Source organism: Arenibacter sp. ARW7G5Y1 (assembly GCF_003201775.1).
In the GTDB taxonomy this organism is placed as follows: domain Bacteria; phylum Bacteroidota; class Bacteroidia; order Flavobacteriales; family Flavobacteriaceae; genus Arenibacter.
Map to the genome: position 1 here is coordinate 15,676 of NZ_QJJZ01000008.1, position 19,300 is coordinate 34,975.

Annotated in this window: 17 protein-coding genes; 7 read left to right on the plus strand and 10 right to left on the minus strand. The window is 40.8% G+C overall.

Translation table 11 applies throughout. The features are described 5' to 3' along the window. Positions 1-171: 171 nt before the first annotated feature. Positions 172-1,407 carry a transposase gene (locus C7972_RS23830; protein ID WP_181422882.1) on the plus strand — a complete coding sequence of 412 codons (1,236 nt, stop codon included), beginning with the start codon at positions 172-174 and terminating at the stop codon, positions 1,405-1,407. A gap of 378 nt (positions 1,408-1,785) precedes the next feature. Here C7972_RS23830 and C7972_RS12545 read toward each other — a convergent pair whose 3' ends face one another. The 6 genes from C7972_RS12545 to tsaD all read right to left on the minus strand — a co-directional run bounded on the left by C7972_RS12545 (position 1,786) and on the right by tsaD (position 7,049). Further along, positions 1,786-2,964, minus strand: coding sequence for a class I SAM-dependent methyltransferase (locus C7972_RS12545; RefSeq protein ID WP_110356532.1), 1,179 nt, complete (start codon positions 2,962-2,964; stop codon positions 1,786-1,788). 7 nt (positions 2,965-2,971) lie between these two features. After that, on the minus strand, positions 2,972-4,060 hold the full coding sequence (locus C7972_RS12550; RefSeq protein WP_110356533.1) for an AI-2E family transporter: 1,089 nt from the start codon (positions 4,058-4,060) through the stop codon (positions 2,972-2,974). A 3-nt stretch (positions 4,061-4,063) separates the two neighbouring features. Next, positions 4,064-4,714: a DUF4159 domain-containing protein gene (locus tag C7972_RS12555; protein ID WP_110356534.1), complete on the minus strand. Its 651-nt coding sequence runs from the start codon at positions 4,712-4,714 to the stop codon at positions 4,064-4,066. A 145-nt stretch (positions 4,715-4,859) separates the two neighbouring features. Further along, entirely contained in the window at positions 4,860-5,564 is a 705-nt protein-coding gene (locus C7972_RS12560) for a 16S rRNA (uracil(1498)-N(3))-methyltransferase (RefSeq protein ID WP_110356535.1), read from the minus strand. Between the two features lie 16 nt (positions 5,565-5,580). After that, positions 5,581-5,928 carry a TfoX/Sxy family protein gene (locus C7972_RS12565; RefSeq protein ID WP_110356536.1) on the minus strand — a complete coding sequence of 116 codons (348 nt, stop codon included), beginning with the start codon at positions 5,926-5,928 and terminating at the stop codon, positions 5,581-5,583. Between the two features lie 95 nt (positions 5,929-6,023). Further along, complete coding sequence (gene tsaD, locus C7972_RS12570; RefSeq protein ID WP_110356537.1) at positions 6,024-7,049, minus strand: tRNA (adenosine(37)-N6)-threonylcarbamoyltransferase complex transferase subunit TsaD; 1,026 nt, start codon at positions 7,047-7,049, stop codon at positions 6,024-6,026. A 108-nt stretch (positions 7,050-7,157) separates the two neighbouring features. On the opposite strand from tsaD, the gene C7972_RS12575 reads away from it, so the two are divergent. The 4 genes from C7972_RS12575 to C7972_RS12590 all read left to right on the plus strand — a co-directional run bounded on the left by C7972_RS12575 (position 7,158) and on the right by C7972_RS12590 (position 14,603). Continuing rightward, the gene (locus tag C7972_RS12575; RefSeq protein WP_258364838.1) at positions 7,158-11,462 is read left to right on the plus strand and encodes a translocation/assembly module TamB domain-containing protein; all 4,305 of its coding nucleotides are present in this window, start codon (positions 7,158-7,160) and stop codon (positions 11,460-11,462) included. Between the two features lie 193 nt (positions 11,463-11,655). Further along, the gene (pfkA, locus tag C7972_RS12580) at positions 11,656-12,642 is read left to right on the plus strand and encodes a 6-phosphofructokinase (protein ID WP_110356538.1); all 987 of its coding nucleotides are present in this window, start codon (positions 11,656-11,658) and stop codon (positions 12,640-12,642) included. Between the two features lie 23 nt (positions 12,643-12,665). Further along, on the plus strand, positions 12,666-13,667 hold the full coding sequence (gene gap / locus C7972_RS12585; RefSeq protein WP_110356539.1) for a type I glyceraldehyde-3-phosphate dehydrogenase: 1,002 nt from the start codon (positions 12,666-12,668) through the stop codon (positions 13,665-13,667). 84 nt (positions 13,668-13,751) lie between these two features. Next, complete coding sequence (locus tag C7972_RS12590; RefSeq protein WP_110356540.1) at positions 13,752-14,603, plus strand: N-acetylglucosamine kinase; 852 nt, start codon at positions 13,752-13,754, stop codon at positions 14,601-14,603. On the opposite strand, the gene C7972_RS12595 is transcribed toward C7972_RS12590, so the two are convergent. From C7972_RS12595 to C7972_RS12605, 3 genes are read right to left on the minus strand one after another with little or no spacing between them, the layout of a single operon-like run. Beyond that, complete coding sequence (locus C7972_RS12595; protein WP_110356692.1) at positions 14,596-14,976, minus strand: RidA family protein; 381 nt, start codon at positions 14,974-14,976, stop codon at positions 14,596-14,598. The two genes, C7972_RS12590 and C7972_RS12595, sit on opposite strands and share 8 nt — an antisense overlap. Positions 14,977-15,001: 25 nt before the next feature. After that, on the minus strand, positions 15,002-15,781 hold the full coding sequence (locus tag C7972_RS12600; protein WP_110356541.1) for a hypothetical protein: 780 nt from the start codon (positions 15,779-15,781) through the stop codon (positions 15,002-15,004). A 58-nt stretch (positions 15,782-15,839) separates the two neighbouring features. Then, entirely contained in the window at positions 15,840-16,553 is a 714-nt protein-coding gene (locus tag C7972_RS12605) for a bifunctional 2-polyprenyl-6-hydroxyphenol methylase/3-demethylubiquinol 3-O-methyltransferase UbiG (RefSeq protein WP_110356542.1), read from the minus strand. A gap of 63 nt (positions 16,554-16,616) precedes the next feature. Between C7972_RS12605 and C7972_RS12610 the strand changes: the two genes are divergently transcribed. Together C7972_RS12610 and C7972_RS12615 are read left to right on the plus strand one after the other, a co-directional pair. Further along, positions 16,617-17,114, plus strand: a complete 498-nt coding sequence (locus C7972_RS12610) for a YkgJ family cysteine cluster protein (protein WP_110356543.1) — start codon at positions 16,617-16,619, stop codon at positions 17,112-17,114. Positions 17,115-17,210: 96 nt separating this feature from the next. Then, on the plus strand, positions 17,211-18,062 hold the full coding sequence (locus tag C7972_RS12615) for a sterol desaturase family protein (RefSeq protein WP_110356544.1): 852 nt from the start codon (positions 17,211-17,213) through the stop codon (positions 18,060-18,062). Here the strand turns inward: C7972_RS12615 and C7972_RS12620 are convergent. Further along, positions 18,053-19,300 carry an exo-beta-N-acetylmuramidase NamZ domain-containing protein gene (locus C7972_RS12620; RefSeq protein ID WP_110356545.1) on the minus strand — a complete coding sequence of 416 codons (1,248 nt, stop codon included), beginning with the start codon at positions 19,298-19,300 and terminating at the stop codon, positions 18,053-18,055. The two genes, C7972_RS12615 and C7972_RS12620, sit on opposite strands and share 10 nt — an antisense overlap.

The window sequence follows — 19,300 nt, forward strand, 5'->3', positions numbered from 1 at the left end:
TCTTTTATGTAACTCCATGTAAAATCTAGACTATAATAGTCACTTCGACAGAGGCACCTTCAGAAGTACATTAAATACTTGATATTCAGCATATTAATTCGTATTTTAGATAAAACAAAACCCCGAATATGAGTCTCTAGCTCTAAAAACGGGGTATTATCTTAATTACGTATGTACAATATACGCAGATTCGACAATTTTCAGCACACTTTTTTATTTACATCGCGCACCGAGCAGTTCGAACTGTTCTTCGATCGCTTTTTGGAGGGAGACCTCGGGAAGATCTATACTGCCGTTCCATGGGAGGAACTGGTACGGACCTTTGGTCTGGGCGATGCCCGAAAAGGGCCGCTATCGATATTCGGTCCCAAGGGGAAACTGGCCCTGATGTTCCTAAAGCATTATGCCGGATGTTCCGACAGACGTTTGGTGGAGCAGCTCAACGGTAATATCGATTACCAGTTCTTCTGTGGCATCGATCTTGGGGGCAAGCGTCTGACGAACTATAAGATCGTTAGCGAGATCCGTTGTGAACTGGCCAAAAAAATGGATATCGATAAGGTCCAACGGGCACTTTTCGGTTCCTGGTCGGCGCACATCGGCGATAAGCATAGTGTAGTGATGGATGCGACCTGTTACGAGAGCGAGCTCAGGTACCCCACCAACGAGAAACTTTTATGGGAATCGGTGGATTGGAGCTACCGCCAACTAAAGGCTATCTGTAAGGCCCTGGGGATAAAGACCCCCCGGACCAAATATCTGAAATGGAAAAGGCGCAACATCTCCTACAGCAAGATGCGGCGCAAGACCAGGTCGAAACGGACCAGGTTGGACCGCAGCCTCCTCCTGCTCCTTGACAAGATCGATGGCGAGCTGGACAAACTGGAAAAGGGCCATGGACTCCGAATGCCGGAGAGGTACCATCGGCGCAGGGCAACGATAAGAAAGATATACGAACAACAGCACCGGATCTTCCATACCGGTGAAAAACCGACAGGGCGTATCGTAAGTATCGGCAAGGATTATCTCAGGCCGATCGTGCGCGGGAAGGAAATAAAGGCCGTTGAGTTCGGGGCAAAGGTCAACAAGTTCCAGATCGACGGCATCAGCTTCATAGAGCATTTGAACTTCAATGCCTTCCATGAGGGCAACCGGTTCCAGGATACCATCTTCAGGGTACAGCACCTTACCCGGACCAGGACCAGACTGGCCGGGGCGGATGCCATCTATGCCACCAACAAGAACCGCAGCTTCGCCACCAAGTATGGTATAGGGACCGACTTCAAGCGCAAGGGAAGGGCAGGGAAACACGAAGGGCAGCGCAGACAGATGGCGGCCATGATAACAAGGAAAGGGCCACGCGACTGGAAGGAAGTTTTGGCAAGGAAAAAGAGCACTACCACCTAAAAAAGATCAAGGCCAGGACCAAAGAGACAGAGATCTTGTGGATATTCTTCGGTATCCATACGGCAAATGCCCTGGAGATCGGTAGGCGAATGGCCAGAACACTACAACAAGCGGCATAATCCAGGGCGGGTCAAAAGAAATCATGGGATACCTGGCCAAAGGCCCCACCAAAATCGATCCAAGAGCATACCTCCTGTCCAAAAATCAAGATCGGGCATAAAAAAATGCCCCTAAATAAAATCTAAGGGCAGTTAATATTCTATGTGTTCTACAAAATTAAGCTAACTCCTGAAAGTGCCGACAGAGCGAAGAATGAGCGACGAGAAGTCTCAAATATTAGGCTACTTAATTGTAGCTATAACATGCTGCGTACTGCCCTTATAATTTATGACAATAAACAACAATTTTCTCACCTTCCGGATTGGTGGTAAAAAACAGATAAACTTCCCCTCCATCCTTAATTTTAAACTTTTTCCTAATTTCCGCCACGCTTATCGGAAAGTTTCTAACGGTGACATTTGCTTTTTTTATCCCCAGTTTTTGTATTTCTTTTTTATTAAAAGGAATGGTTTTTACAATTCTAAATCTCCGTCCAGGAAATTCCAAGAGATGGTCATTGGTGTACAAATGTGAGTGGTCATGTAACTTGAGCAAATTATATCTGGTCCCAACTGTCTTGAAAGCCCCAGACTTTAGGATGGCCGGATTGGGTTCGTATAAATATTCCAAGGGATCCGAGTAATTGGAAAGCGCGCATTTTTCCTCATCAAGCGAAAAGCTGAACTTTTCTTTTGCCGTTCCACTTAGGTTTACCGTCTTTATCAATACTCCATTTTTATAAGCCCGTTCCAATATCCACAGGATTTCCTTTACTTCATTATTTACGGCAACAATATGAATTTCCCTAACACAACGTAACTCGCCAAGACCGGCCGACAGATCAAGTAGAGGGGAGGTTTTTATCATGATATTCTTGGCCTTCGTCAAAATTGTTCCTAGATGATCGGGGACATTCGGAATGCAATCCGATAACAAGAAAACCTTACCCTTCAGATCATTACGGCGGGAGGGATCTATATATACCCAATCGAAATCAACGTCCGAATTCTTTAGAAAATCTATTCCGTCCTCTGCATGGGTACGAATGTTGGTCCGGCCTAAAACCTGAAAATTATAGTCGGCTATTGCGGATAATTCTCGGTCCATTTCACAATGATGCACCTGTCCTATGTTTAGGCTGAAATAGTAACTGTCCACCCCAAAGCCGCCGGTCATGTCCAAAAGCGTGGTTCCGTTTATTCTTCCAGCTTTATAGAGGGCCGTGGTTTGGGAAGAGGTCTGTTCAATGTTTAATTTGTTGGGGTAGTATATGTTGGCAGTGCCAAACCATAGGGGAAGTTTGTCCCTGCATCTGCTCTTGGCTTCAATTTGTTCCGCAATTTCCTTATTGGTAACACCTTCCAAGTTTAATGGCTTCAACAAAAGGGAGATAAGTTCTGTCCTTAAATTTTCATTTATAAAATTCTGAATTTCAGGCGTTTGAATATTCTTGTTCAAGGCGGGGTTATAAATTTTTGGTAAGGGATTTTACAATTTTATTCTCGGAGAAAAATTCCTTTAAGATTACTTTTATGGCGGTATAGCCAGGTACTGCTATTATCATTCCGGCGACCCCAAGAAGAAGACCTCCAATGATGATGATCAGGAAAATTTCCAAGGGGTGCGACTTTACACTATTGGAGAAAATGAAGGGTTGGGAAAAAAAGTTATCTACCAATTGGCCAATGATGAAGCCTATCATAACATAGCTCGTTTTGGGTAAAATTACGCTGCTAAAGTCGGCACCCACATTACTGGTCATGGTTAAAACCGCCATTAATATCCCTCCAATAATGGGGCCTATATAGGGAATAAGGTTTAAAAGGGCACAGAGAAAAGCTATTACAATGGCATTTTCAATCCCAAAAATGAATAGTACAATGGAATAAATGATAAATAGGATAAGGATTTGGAACACCAGGCCAACAAAATATCTGGAAAGTAAATTTTTGATGGTTTCCATGGAATGTTGAAACCTATTTTCCTTGTTACTAGGGATTAGTGTGAGTATGGATTCCTCAAAAAGCTTACTATCCTTTAGGAAGAAGAAGGCTATAAATAGAACGGAAAAAAGTCCCACACTAAAACTCCCCAATATACCGATAATGGAGTTCAGGAAATCTGGAAGGATTCCAAAGTTCAGGTTGGAAAACAAATGTGAATCCTTAATACTTTGTTCCAGGTCCTCGGATTTAACTCCAATATATTGAAGGAGTTGACCGTAGAGGTCCTCTAAATTGGTCTGCAAGGCATCTATGTTGAGAAGGGATAGATTCTGCCCTTGTTGAATAAGTAGGGGTACAAATAGGGCAATGACCCCCGCAACCACCCCAACAAGGAATATCATAGTTATTATGACAGCTATGGTATTATTGAATTTTAACTTTTGGCGAAAAAACAGAACTATGGGGCGCCCTATTAAGCTGGCAACTGCAGCTATGGCAATGTATATGAGAACAGCACTAATTTTATAGAGGAAGGCCAATAGGATAACAATGGCCACAATAATTCCAAGTGCCCTCAATATACCATCCGCAATTGTCTTTGATGTCATACTTTAACTTTTAAAAACGTAGGAGATTATATTGGCGCCCATTTGTAACGCTTTTAGACGGACCTCCTGGGGGTCGTTATGTACTTCCGGGTCTTCCCATCCGTCCCCAAGGTCGCTTTCAAAGGTGAAGAGCAGGATCAGGCGGTTTTGTTCAAATAGGCCAAACGCCTGCGGCCGTTTGCCATCATGTTCATGTATCTTGGGCAACCCTTTTGGAAATTGGAATTGTTGCCGAAATATGGGGTGGTCTACACCTAATTCCGTGAGTTCCTTGTCTGGAAATACTTTGGCTAGTTCTTTGCGCAGGTAAGGTTCCATACCATAATTATCATCTATGTGCAAAAATCCCCCTGCCAATAAATAGGTCCTTAGGTTTTCTGCTTCCTCCTCGGTAAAAAAAATATTTCCATGCCCGGTCATATGTAAAAAGGGGTATTGAAAAATATTGGCGCTGCCAACCTCTACGGTTTGCGGTTTGGGGTCAATGGTAGTCCTAAGTTGTTGATTGCAGAATTTTATTAGGTTGGGGAGCCCTGTTGGATTGGCGTACCAATCCCCTCCGCCTCCATATTTTAAAATGGCAATTTCCTGTGCATGTGAACTTTCGGCCAAATAAAAATTGAACATCAATATTATTACAACTAGCTGCTTCATATGCACTCGGATGTTTGTGATATTCAAATTTAAGAATATTAACGGGTTAAAAAACTAAAAGGGCTGTGTAAACACTTCATGGTATCGTAAGAAAATTTAATTGACCATAAAAGTATGCCTAACCAAGATATGCCCCAATAGGCTATTATAAATTTACTAGGGCAATAGTGGTACAGGCCACGATGGCTGCTGTTTCTGTTCGCAACCTTGTGTTTCCCAAAGCAACCGCCCTAAATCCGTTCTCTTGAGCTAATCTTATTTCTTCAGGTGAAAAATCGCCTTCAGGTCCTATTAATACGGTTGTATTTTTTTTGGCAGACGCACAATGGGATAATTCCTTTTTTTTATCATCCTCGCAATGCGCTATAAAAAGCTCCCCATTTTTTGGTAGTGATAAGTACTCCCTAAAAGGAATGGCCGGATTTAATTGTGGTAGATAGGCTTGTAGGGATTGTTTCATGGCGGCTTGGATAACCTTTTCCATTCTGTCCATTTTAATGACCTTTCTTTCAGAATGTTCGCAAATTATGGGTGTGATTTGATGAACACCAATTTCCGTTGCCTTCTCCAAAAACCACTCAAAGCGGTCGTTAAGTTTTGTTGGCGCCACTACCATATGGAGTTCATATGGTTTTGGAGGTGCCTGGGTTTGGGAAATTACCTTGGCCCTACATTTTTTATGATCGGGAACAAGTATTTCAGCTTCAAAAAATAGGCCCTTGCCATTGGTGATCTGTAATATGTCGCCCGAATTTTTCCTCAGTACTTTGCTGATATGCCTGCTTTCATCGGTTGGAAAAATAAATTGGTCCGTGTTGTTTTCCAATTCAGGGTGGTAAAAAAGTTGCATGGGCTAGTAGCGATATTTAGAGTTTGTTCAATTTTTGTTTGGCGTGTTCCAGTCCTAATTCAATGTAGTTCAGCAGCTGTTCCTCTGAGGCGATTCCCTCCTGGGAAACATATACAAATTCTTTCATGGGGCGTTTTGCAAAATCCATGGGCCGCACATGTTCCGAATTTAGGATCCCATCCATTTTGCTGGAGATCACCCTTACCATAAGGTTCTCCTTTATAATGCCTACGGTCATTTTTCCGCAAAATAAAAAAGCAATTCCCCCGAACATTTTTTTTTCGGTAATATTAAATCGTACGGCTTGGGGCTGCAAATCAAAACTAGCCCTGATCCGTTGTGCAAACTGTTCGTTATATGCCATAATATTTTAAAGTTTCAAGAGGCCGATTCAAAAAAAATGCCTTACTATAGGGGAATGGGAAACAAGTATTAGGCAAGCTTGGACCTTTTATTTGGTTATTGAATTACATATCTCGCCTTGGCGGTAACACTTTGGTCCACAAAATCCATTCCCTTGTATTTTAAATATCCCACTATACCTATCATGGCGGCATTGTCCGTACAGTATTCAAATTTTGGGATATAGGTGGTCCATCCCCATTTGTCCTCCGCTTTTTTTAGGGCCTGTCTAATACCCGAATTTGCCGATACTCCACCGCCAATCGCTATTTGTGTTATTCCCGTCTGTGTTACGGCCTTTTTTAATTTATCCATTAGGATATTGATGATGGTGTATTGTATGGAAGCACAGATGTCGTTCAGGTTTTCAGTTATAAAATTTGGGTTGTTTTTTGTTTCCCGCTGTATAAAATAGAGTATACTCGTTTTTAAACCACTAAAACTAAAGTTGAGTCCGTCCACTTTGGGTTTGGGAAAGGGAAAAGCCTTGGGGTTGCCAAGCTGGGCATATTTGTCTACCAAGGGTCCACCTGGATAAGGTAGTCCCAATATTTTTGCGCTCTTGTCATAGGCCTCCCCTACCGCGTCATCCAAGGACTCTCCTAAAATTTCCATGTCAAAATAATCCTTTACCAGTACTATTTGCGTATGTCCTCCACTAATGGTCATTGCCAAAAAAGGGAAGGAGGGCATTTTGTAATTTTCTTCCTCAATAAAGTGCGATAAAATATGGGCCTGCATATGGTTTACCTCAATTAATGGAATGTCCAATCCCAAGGAAAGGGACTTGGCAAAGGAGGTTCCTACCAATAAAGATCCCATAAGTCCTGGTCCACGTGTAAAAGCTATGGCGGATAACTGTTTTTTATCGATATTTGCTTTGGCTAATGCTTGGTGCACTACAGGGACAATATTTTGTTGGTGCGCCCTTGAGGCTAGTTCGGGAACAACCCCCCCATACTCCTCATGTATTTTTTGCGTTGCCACAATATTGCTTAGTGTCCTATTGCCGCACAATACAGCGGCAGAAGTGTCATCGCACGAGGATTCAATGGCTAAAATGTAAATAGTTTGATTATCCACTTTGTTTGGAATAAAATTTGAATGTACAAAGGTAAAACATAAAGCCCTATCAAAAAATTAAGAAAAATCCTGGTCAGAGTATTTTTGGTGCTCGTTCTTATTTGCGTTTTGGGCAGTGTAATACTTTCCTTGCCCTTTGTCCAGACCCGCTTTGCCAAGTATGCCACTACAGAGATCAACAAGGAATTTGGCACCAACATTAATATTGACCGCTTAAGGATTTCCCTAATTTCCTGGGATACCTCACTTAAAGGCGTTTATATTGAAGATTATAAACAGGATACCCTGTTCTATATAGACAATTTAAGTACCTCAATCCTAAATGTACGCAATTTGGTTAACGGCAAGTTGGAGTTTGGGGACATAGCCATAGAGCGCCTCAATTTTAAGCTTAGGACCTATCAGGATGACAAGAACACCAACCTCGAGGTATTTATTGATAAGTTGGACGATAAAAAACCTCGTAAACCCGGTACGCCACCATTTTATTTTTCGTCCGCAGATGTAGAAATTACGGATAGTAAATTTAAGCTCATTGATGAAAACCGTGAAACCAGGGAAATGCTGAATTTTGCCGATCTGAACATTTCGGCTTCCGAATTTACCATAATTGGCCCGGACGTAAATTCCAAAATAGAGAAGATGTCCTTCCGGAGTTCAAGAGGGGTAGTGGTAGAAAAAATGGCTACCGAATTCAAATACACAAAACAGCAAATGCGTTTCGATTCCTTGAGCATTAAAACGCCTCAATCCAATTTATTGGGCAAGGTGGTATTCGATTATGATAGGGAAGACTTTAAGGATTTTTTAAATAAAGTAAAAATTGATGCTGAATTTATAGAGTCTACAGTGGCCTTGAATGAAGTAAACCTGCTTTATAATCAATTTGGAAGCGACAAAATAGTAACATTTTCCACTGTAGCCAATGGGGTATTGAACGACTTGAATACCAACGATCTTTTTTTAACAATGGATAATACAGGTATTCGAGGGGATTTTAATTTTAAAAATTTGTTCGTTAAGGATGGTAAGTTTGCCCTAATGGCCAATATGAAGAATGTTACTTCCAATTATTATGAACTAAGGGCCCTGCTACCGAATATTTTGGATGTATTGCCGTCTTCAATCCAAAGATTGGGGCAGTTTACGGTTAGGGGCGATGCTCTTATTACGGAATCCTCAATAAATACAAAAGCCAACATAAATACCCTCATAGGCAGCAGCTATGTGGATCTTGAGCTTACCGATATAGATCATATTGACGATGCCTCCTACAAAGGATTTGTCTCTTTGATCGATTTTGATCTAGGAGAGCTAATAGAACGAAAGGATGTGGGTATTACCAACCTGGATTTTAATGTGGAGGGCAAGGGAGTGGTCATGGAATATTTAAATACCGAGGTAATAGGGCAGGTGTATTCCTTAAATTTTAACGGTTACGATTTTAAGGATATCAGCGTATCAGGTATTATAAAGGAACAACTTTTTGATGGTTCCCTATTGTGTAAGGACGAAAATATAAAATTCAGTTTTAAGGGATTGGCGGATTTTGCCGAAAACAGGAATAATTTCAACTTTATTGCTTCCGTAGATTATGCAGATCTCAAAAAGATAAACTTTATAAATGATAGTGTTTCCATTTTTAAGGGAGATGTTAATATGGATATTTCCGGAAATTCTTTGGATAATATTGTAGGGGATATAAAATTTACCAAAACCAATTATCAGAACAAGAATGATACCTACTACTTTGAGGATTTTAAGGTTTCATCCACCTTTGAAAACGACAGTACCCGTATAATTGATATTAATTCCCCGGATATTATTACCGGATTTTTGAAGGGCAATTTTAAAGTCAAGGAACTGGGCAGGTTGCTGCAAAATTCTTTGGGAAGTATTTATACAAATTATAGACCGTTCAATATATCTGAAAACCAGAGATTGGCGTTTAATTTCAAGATCTACAACAAGATTGTGGACGTATTTTTTCCAGAGGTGAAGTTCGATCCCAATACCTTTATCAAGGGAAATATCATTGCCGATGAGGGAGATTTTAAACTAACCTTTAAATCGCCCAGTATAGTGGCATACGGCAATGAATTGGACAGTATAGATGTTAAAATAGACAATAAGAACCCCTTGTTCAATACCTATGTCTCCATTGGGGATTTGGCAACCCCTTACTATGACGTTAAAGATTTTAATTTGATCAATACCACCTTGAAGGATACATTGTTCTTTAGAACGGAATTTAGAGGTGGAAGCGAATATAATGATAGTTACAACCTCAATTTTTACCATACCTTCAACAAAGAGAATAAATCTGTTATCGGTCTCAAAACGTCCGATATAAGTTTTAAGGGAAATAAATGGATCTTGAACAAGGATGGAAACAATAAGAACAAGGTAATAATCAACAAGACCCTCGATAGCATTTCCATAGAGGAAGTGGTAATGAACAATAATGAACAGGAACAAATTAGGCTAAGGGGACAGTTGGCAGATTCAACCTATAAGGATATAGAGCTACAGTTTAAGATAGTTACCCTGGGGAAGATTACGCCTTCCATAGACAGTCTTAAATTGCACGGGGAGGTGAATGGTACCTTGAACGTTTTGCAGAAGGATAATGTTTACCTGCCTTCCTCCAATTTAAATATAAAGGACTTCGGGATCAACAATATTACCTTGGGGGATTTGGCCATTGGGATAGTGGGTAATAGGGATCTAACGGATTTTGTGGTGAACACTTCCTTGAAGGATAAAGGGTTCGAGAAGCTCAGTGTGGTGGGCAATATCTCCAATAGGGAGGAGATTCCACAGGCAAATCTCATAGTGGACTTCAATAAGTTCAACCTGGAGCCATTTAGTCCCTTGGGAGAAGGTATTATTACCAATATAAGGGGCTTGTTACAGGGAAGCGCCATTTTAAAGGGCCCAATAAACAACCCTAATTGGAGCGGTGTACTGTCCTTGAACGAGGCCGGTATTGCCATTCCCTATTTAAATGTGGATTATAGTTTTGCTCCCTACTCCCGGGTAAAGTTAATGGACCAAACCTTTAATTTTCAAAAGATCAAACTTACCGATGTTGCCATGAATACTAAGGCAACTTTGGATGGTACCATAACCCATAAGTTGTTTAAGGATTGGAGTTTGGATTTGGATGTGGATACCAATAATGATCGATTTCTAATATTGAACACACCGTTTAAGGAAGAGGTGTTGTACTATGGAGCTGGCTATTTAAATGGTACGGGTAGGATATTTGGACCTACCAATGCCCTTACGATCAATGTAGATGGGGAAACGGCAAGGGGTACTTCCTTAAAAATCCCAATTAGCGATGTAGTTAGTGTGGGGGATTTTTCATTTATCAATTTTGTGGGAAAGAAAGTTGAGGATACGGATAAGGGCCAACGGGTTTTAAAGGAGGTGGAAGGTCTTGAGCTGGCTTTTAACCTGGATGTTACTCCTGATGCGGAGGTTGAAATTGTTGTAGATACCAAAACAGGCAGTTCCTTAAAGGGAACTGGAGCTGGAATTTTGTTCATAGAGATCAATACCAACGGTAAATTTAATATGTATGGGGATTTTGTGGTAGTGACGGGACAGTTTCGCTATAAGTTTGGCGGTATCGTAGATAAGACCTTTAAAGTGAAACCTGGAGGTAACATTACCTGGGAGAGGGAGCCCTTGGCGGCACAATTAAACATGGAAGCCGTTTATTCCTTAAATGCAAATCCAGCTCCACTCTTGGATAATCCGGGATATACCAGGCGTATACCCACCGATGTAGTGGTAAGGCTAACGGGAGAGCTGGAAAGTCCGGTTATAGATTGGAGGATAGAATTTCCAGGTACCAATTCCATAGTCAAGTCCGAATTGGAATACAGACTGCAAGACCCCACAATAGCCGAAAAAAATGCCCTTTTCCTATTGGCTCAAGGCTCTTTTGTCAATGAACAAACAGGAATCAATCAACAGGCCGTTACAGGAAATCTTCTACAGTCCGCCTCGGGAATACTCAATTCCTTGTTGGCGGGCGACAACGATAAATTAAATTTTGGATTGTCTTATGAACAAGGTATTCTGGACAGGAGCACGGATATTCAAACGGAGAATAGGTTAGGGGTAACCTTGTCTACCCAGATCAGCGATAGGGTTTTGCTCAATGGAAGGGTAGGGGTCCCGGTAGGCGGAGTATCGGAAACCGTAGTTGCCGGAGACGTGGAAGTTCAGATTTTGTTGAACGAAGAAGGGACCCTTAGTGCCAAAATTTTCAATCGGGAAAATGAGATCCAACAATTCCTGGCAGACCGTCAGGGATATACCCAGGGTGTTGGACTTTCCTATCAAGTAGACTTCGATAGTTTTAAGGCATTATTACGTAAAATTTTAGGGAGGAATTAAGATTTTTTTGAGCCTTTTTAGCTGTTTTGGGCAATTTCGAAATAATCACTTTTTCTGAAGAATTGATTATGAATTTAACAATTTTCAAAAAATTATTCAACGAAAACGTTGGAGTGGCTCATTGTTGTCAAATTAAAGCCAAAGTCGGGCAATTATTGAAATAAGTTTGCTAGTTTTGCTTTTTAAAATTTTTATGGCTTCAGCAATAAAAAAGATTGGTGTTTTTACATCAGGAGGAGACTCACCGGGAATGAATGCTGCTATTAGGGCAGTAGTGCGTACATGTGCCTATTTAAAGGTAGAATGCGTTGGTATCTATAGAGGATACGAAGGCATGATGGAAGGTGATTTTAAGGTAATGGATGCCCGTAGTGTTAACAATATTATCAACAAGGGGGGGACAATCCTTAAATCGGCTCGTTGTTTACCATTTAGGACCAAGGAAGGTAGGCAAATTGCCTACGATCAATTGAAAAAAGCAGGTATAGATGCATTTGTCGTTATTGGTGGGGATGGCAGCTTTACAGGTGCACTGACCTTTAATAAGGAATTTGACTTTCCGGTAATCGGTATCCCAGGTACCATAGATAACGATATTTTTGGTACAACCTATACTTTAGGATTTGATACAGCCTTGAATACGGCTGTTGAGTGTATAGATAAAATTAGGGATACGGCCAGTTCGCACAATAGACTCTTCTTTGTGGAGGTTATGGGCCGGGATGTTGGTCATATCGCTTTAAATGCAGGTGTTGGCGCCGGAGCTGAGGAGATTTTGATTCCGGAGGAAAATTTAGGTCTCGAAAGATTGTTGGAATCCTTGAAGCGCAGTAAGCAATCTGGAAAATCATCGAGTATAGTGGTGGTAGCGGAAGGGGATAAGACCGGTAAAAATGTTTTTGAACTAAAAGAATACGTAGAAGAACATCTTCCCATTTACGATGTACGTGTATCCGTTTTGGGACATATGCAAAGAGGGGGGTCGCCATCTTGTTTTGATCGTGTTTTGGCGAGTAGAATGGGCGTTAAGGCAGTTGAAGCATTATTGGAAGGGAAAACTAACTTAATGGTGGGGATACAGGATAATACAATTACCCTGACACCTATCAGTAAGGCAATAAAAGGACATACAAAAATTGATAAGGAGCTAATGAGGGTTTCCGATATCATGACAACATAACTTAAACATTAAAAACAATAGAAATGTCAAACTTGAAAATAGGGATTAACGGTTTCGGTAGAATTGGAAGATTGGTCTTCAGAGCTACTGTAGAAAGGGATAATGTAGATGTAGTTGCTATTAACGATTTGCTGGATGTAGAACATCTTGCTTATTTGTTGGAATATGATTCGGTTCATGGGAAATTCAATGGTACCGTTGAAGTAAAGGATGGTAATTTGGTGGTAAACGGTAAAACGGTTAGGATTACTGCGGAAAGAGATCCAAAGAATTTAAAATGGGACGAGGTTGGTGCCGATATCGTTGCGGAATGTACCGGTATTTTCACAACGCTTGAAACTGCACAGTATCACATAGATGGTGGCGCCAAAAAAGTAGTTATTTCAGCCCCATCCAGTAATGCTCCAATGTTTGTTATGGGAGTTAACCACAAAGAGGTTAAGGCATCCGATACCATTGTTTCAAATGCTTCTTGTACTACCAACTGTTTGGCTCCTTTGGCTAAAGTGTTGAACGATAGTTTTGGTATTGAAGAGGCTTTAATGACCACTGTGCATGCAACAACAGCTACTCAAATGACTGTTGATGGTCCTTCAAGAAAAGATTGGAGAGGCGGTAGAAGTGCTTTATTGAATATCATTCCGGCTTCAACAGGTGCTGCCAAGGCGGTAACCAAGGTAATTCCTTCTTTGTTGGGCAAACTAACCGGTATGGCATTTAGAGTTCCAACTGCCGATGTTTCCGTGGTGGATTTAACAGTACGCTTGCAGAAGGAGACTTCTTATGAGGAGATCAAGAAGGCCTTTAAAAAAGCTTCTGAAGGAGAACTGAAAGGAATTTTAGGATATACAGAGGAAGCGGTTGTTTCCCAAGATTTTATTGGGGATGCCAGAACCAGTATTTTTGACGCTGGAGCAGGAATTGAATTGAATTCAAAATTCTTCAAAGTTGTTTCCTGGTACGACAACGAGTCCGGATATTCCAATAAATTGGTCGACCTAGCGCAGTACATCCATAAATTATAGTCTTATTGGGTAATAATTAAAAGAATCCTGAGATTAAGCAATATTTTGTTTATTTTCAGGATTCTTTATTAATAATCTTGTTATATGATATTGATTGTAGATAGTGGTGCAACAAAATCGGATTGGATTGCCATGGATGGTGAGGGCAACCAATTGTTCATGACCCAAACTTTAGGATTGAGTCCTGAAGTATTGACACGTCCTGTAATCGAAGACCGTTTGGCCAATAATTTTGAACTTTCCAAGAATAGGAAAGAGGTTACCCACTTGTATTTTTACGGTGCCGGTTGTGGTACCGATAGAATGAAGAAGTTTTTAACAGAGATTTTTAATGATTTTTTTCCCAATGCCCAGGCAGAGGTTAAGGAAGATACCTATGCGGCCATATTTGCCACAACAAAAATAGGGCAGCACGGAATAGTGTGTATTTTAGGTACGGGTTCCAATTGCAGTTATTATGACGGTGAGAAATTGCATCAAAAGGTTACCTCTTTGGGGTATATTCCTATGGATGATGGTAGTGGTAACTTTTTTGGAAGGAAATTGATCCGGGATTATTACTTTAATAAAATCCCAATGGATTTGGCAACCAAGTTTGCAAAAGAATACAATTTGGATGCCGATGTAATCAAGGAGAACCTTTACAAACAGCCCAACCCAAATACCTATTTGGCCACTTTTGCCCGATTTATTGTAGAAAATAAAAACCACCCCTATTGCAGAGGGGTGATAGATAAGGGCTTTCAGCAGTTTGTGAACAACTACATTATGCAGTTTGAATTGGCCACCAAGGTTCCCGTTAGTTTTGTGGGCAGTATTGCCTATTACCTACGTGAAGAACTGGCTACGGTAGTAGAAAGAAACGATCTGATCTTAGGTGTTATAAGGCAAAGACCCATTGAAGGTTTGGTCGAATTTCACAAAGGCTCTATTTAATAGCTATCATAGAAATTTCGACATTTACAAATTTTGGAAGATTGGCTACTTCAACAGTTTCCCTGGCTGGAGCGGTATCCGCATCAAAATAGGCGCTATATACTTCGTTTATTTGTGAAAATTGGTGCATATCCTTTACGAAGATCGAGGATTTAACAACATTCTCAAAAGTCATTCCTGCCTCGGTAAGAATGGCTTTTAAGTTTTGCATGGATTGCTCGGTTTCCTTTTTAATATCACCTGATACCAACTCCCCGGTCTTTGGGTCAATGGGAATTTGCCCTGAGATATACAAAGTGTTTCCTGCCATTACGGCCTGGTTGTAAGGCCCTATTGGAGCCGGTGCATTGGTAGTGGTAATTATTTTTTTCATGTTATAATTGATTTTTATTTTCAGCTTATCTGCCTCCATTGGCCTGTAGATCTATTAGGCACTCCGTACCAAAACTAGGGATTGCGCCGTTCTTGGCCGATAACATTTTGGCCATTCCCCATCCAAATTGTAGCTCTGCCCGCATTAGGCAATTCTGTTCGCTGCAATGACTCTTGGCTTCGGGGTCTTCATGTTCGTTCACAGACGTTGTTCCTAAGTTTACCAATCCAAATAAATGTCCGGCTTCGTGGTTTAGAGTTGCAGCTTCTACAGTGGAAGTACTGATCAACGAACTCCTGGAAGCCAGATTTCTTATTGTGGCTTCGTAAATTACCATGGAAGTGTTGCGGTATACGGCCCCCAGGGTTACCAGATCCTCATCTGGATTGTCGTCACTGGAGGTTGCATCGGTAAAATAGATATACAATCCTAAGGTGTCACCATTATTGTACACCGTCCTATTTTCTTTTTCCAAATCAAAGATTTCATTAATGGACAGGCTATCCTTTTGGGGTGAATCCAATTTCTTATAAATAATGCTTATGTTATCCTTATAGGAACGCTCGTTGAGTAAGTCTACAAAATTGGAAACTGCTGTTTCCGTGGGGGCATAATTTGCTACATATGCAATTTCGATGGCCAAGTTCTTATATTCGGAGTCGGAAAGCAAGTCGTTGGCGGAATCGCCCGGATCTTTTAGGTTGGCCGTTTTATCTACCTTTAGGGAGTCGCTGTCACTGGAGTCCTTGGAGCAACCTATGGTCAAGGCAAACGCCAACAAAAGCACTATGGGCAATTTCTTCATTATTGTAGTTTTTATTAAAGGCTGTAACTTTTAAGATAACGTCAAATATTCTTGGGTATTACCTCAATTCCGTAAGTTTAGCCAGATAATCGTAATGTTTTCCTTGGCTTATAAGCTCACAAGATAAGTTATTTGCATTTGCTGCGCGTTGCAAAGTGTTATAGTCCAAATATAACCAATCCAGGGGCTCACTTTTTTCACCCTGATATTCCATTTCAAAGGAAACTTCCCCGTAGTAATTTTGATTGTCAGGAATCCAATAGCCCCCATCCTCGTCCTCTTCGTACATATAAATGATATCACTGGAATCCAAGAGTATCTGACCCTTAGGTTGTAAGAGCGATTTTAAATGTGAAAAAAAACGATCTATATTCTTTAACTTACCTACAATTCCTATACCGTTCATGAGCATCAAAAGGGTGTCGTATTTTTGAAGTTCAAAATCCTGAATATCCTGTAACACAGTTTGCTCTATGCCCCTTTGTTTACAAGTTTCAATGGCTCCGGGCGATTGGTCCAGTGCGGTAACAGGGTAGCCCTTTTTTTGTAAATAGAGGCTGTGGCTGCCAGCTCCACAGCCAATGTCCAAGATACTGCCCTTGCAAAGCTTAAGGGCCTTTTGTTCCAAGGGGGGCATTTTCTTAAAGTCCCTAAATAAATAGGGGATGGGTATTATATCTTCCTCATCCAATGACGAATAGGTCTTGATGTCTTCAGAATAATTACCGGATTGATAATCCAAAAGTGCCTTGCCCAGAATGTCCTTAGCCATTTAAATTTGTTATTTACATGCAAATGTGGGACTTTTAACCAACTTTTAAAAGTTTATTCCACAATGGATGAGGTAATAAGACAACTTCCCGAGCTGGCACAGGAAAAACATAGTGCGAATAAAAAATTCTTTGGCAAACTTCGAAAAAAACCACCAAAGGATTTGGACTATATTATGCAGGACCTGCACGAGGCGGAGTTTAGGAAAACCGATTGCTTAAACTGCGCCAATTGTTGCAAGACCACGGGTCCCTTGTTTACCAATGCGGATATAGAGCGTATTGCCAAGCATTTTAGAATGAAACCCCAGAAATTTATTGATCAATTTTTGAGGATGGACGAAGATAACGATCATGTGCTGCAAAGTGTTCCCTGTACCTTTTTGGGAGCCGATAATTACTGCTCCATTTATGATGTAAGGCCTAAGGCATGCCGTGAATTTCCGCATACGGATAGGAAAAAATTTCAACAGATAAGTAATCTTACCTTAAAAAATGTGGCTATTTGCCCCGCGGCTTACAATATTGTGGAGGAAATGAAAAAAACAATTAAGTTAAAGTAGGCAATTACGAAAATAAACACTGATTGTAGTAGGGCGGCCATAAATTACTTTTTGAAGGGTAATTATTTAACTACAACTATTTTGTAAATTTAGGCTATGGAAGCCATTTACAATTATTTTGAAACCATCCCTCCCGCACACAGAAGTGTTATTTTGGTTTCAGGGATTGCTTTTTTTTGGACATTGGAGTATATTATCCCCCTGTTTCAGTTAAAGTATAGCAAGCTAAAACATGCAGGGGTCAATCTTTTTTTCACCCTAACCACCATTCTTGTGAATATTCCCTTGGCCTTTTTGCTGCTAAAAACCAGTGATTGGACCATAGCCAATAATTTTGGGATTCTACAGTGGTTGCCCGTGATGCCCTTATGGGGTAAGGTGTTGTTGGGTGTAATGATGCTGGACTTTCTGAGTGCCTGGTTGGCCCATTGGGTAGAGCACAGGGTAAAGGTGCTTTGGGGGTTTCATCTTATACATCATACCGATCATGAAGTAGACACCACAACTGCCAATCGGCACCACCCTGGAGAAAGTGTGGTGCGATTTATTTTTACTTGTTTCGGCACTTTTGTGGTAGGGGCTCCTATAGCCATCATTATGATATATCAGGCCCTTTCGGTTGTTTTGTCTCAATTTAACCATGCCAATATCTCATTGCCCAAAAAGCTGGATGAAGTCTTAAGCTGGGTTATTGTTTCGCCGGATATGCACAAAGTGCACCACCATTATAAATTACCCTATACGGATAGTAATTATGGAAATATATTTTCCATTTGGGATAGACTTCTGGGAACCTTTATGAGATTGTCCAATAATGATATTATATATGGGGTGGATACCTATCCCAATGAAAAGGAAAATTCAGATATAGGAGCATTGTTGAAAATTCCGTTCAAGCCATATAAATCACCGAAAAAAATGGATATAACATCCACGGATCAATTGTAAAGTAAGTATTTGGTCCTTATTTTCTGGAATTGCTCAATATCCTTTTGCCAGGTTTTCTTTATTTCCTCTTGGGAAAGGCCACCTTCTATCTGCTTTTGTAGGTTTGCTGTACCGGCATGCTTGGTAAAACCACTTGTGTTAAAAAATAAGCTTTTGTCCTTGGTGTTTTTGTAGGCATCCAATATATAATCCAAATTAACGGTATTTATTTTAGGGGTATCGGCAAGGTCCTTGCCATAACATATTTTGCCGTTTTCTTTTGGGTCTTTCGATCCAAAATTCGGAGAAGGGGTATATCTGAAATTATATTTGGTACTGTCCATAAAGGAGGCGCCATACCGTTGAAACTGAAACTCGGTTCCACGGCCTGCATTTACATTGGTCCCTTCAAACAATCCCAAACTGGGGTAGAGATAAATAGAGGTGTTATTGGGAAGGTTGGGGGAGGGCCTAATGGGTAAAATATAATCTTTGTGGTGATGGTAGTTTTCCATGGGGATTACGGTCAGGTCGGCCACAATTTTGTTTTTCAGCCACCCTTCGTTATTGATCATGTTGGCATATTCCCCTATGGTCATACCATAAACCAAAGGGATGTTGTTCAATCCCAAAAAGCCCCTGTGCGCGGTTTCCATGGTAGGGCCATCAACGTAATGCCCGTTCGGGTTGGGCCTGTCCAGGACAATCATGGGGATATTGTTTTCGGCACAAGCCTCCATGACCAATTGCATGGTAGCGATATAGGTATAGAAACGCACCCCTACATCCTGTATATCGAAAAGTACAATGTCTATATGCTGCAATAGTTCTTTGGAAGGCTTTCTGTTTTTTCCGTACAGGGAGATTATGGGAAGTCCTGTTTTGTCATCCTTTCCATCGCTTACCTTCTCCCCGGCATCGGCTTCTCCCCGAAATCCGTGTTCGGGTGCAAATACCTGTTTAATATCTATGTTCTGTGACAATAGGGAATCCACAATATGGGTATAGGATAAGGGTTGTGTATCCTTAAAGATTACACTGGTCTGATTGGCTACGATTCCTACTCTTTTTCCTTCAAGTAAAGGGAGGTAGGATGCAGTTCTGTTGGCTGCTATGATTATAGGGAGATCTGTAGCAAGGCTATCCTGTACCGCCACGGAATTAAGTGCTTTATTATGGGTTTTGGTGTGGTTTCCACAACTAGAAAGTGTAAAAAACAATAATAAAACTGTATTTTTGAAAATGGAAAAAACTGCCAT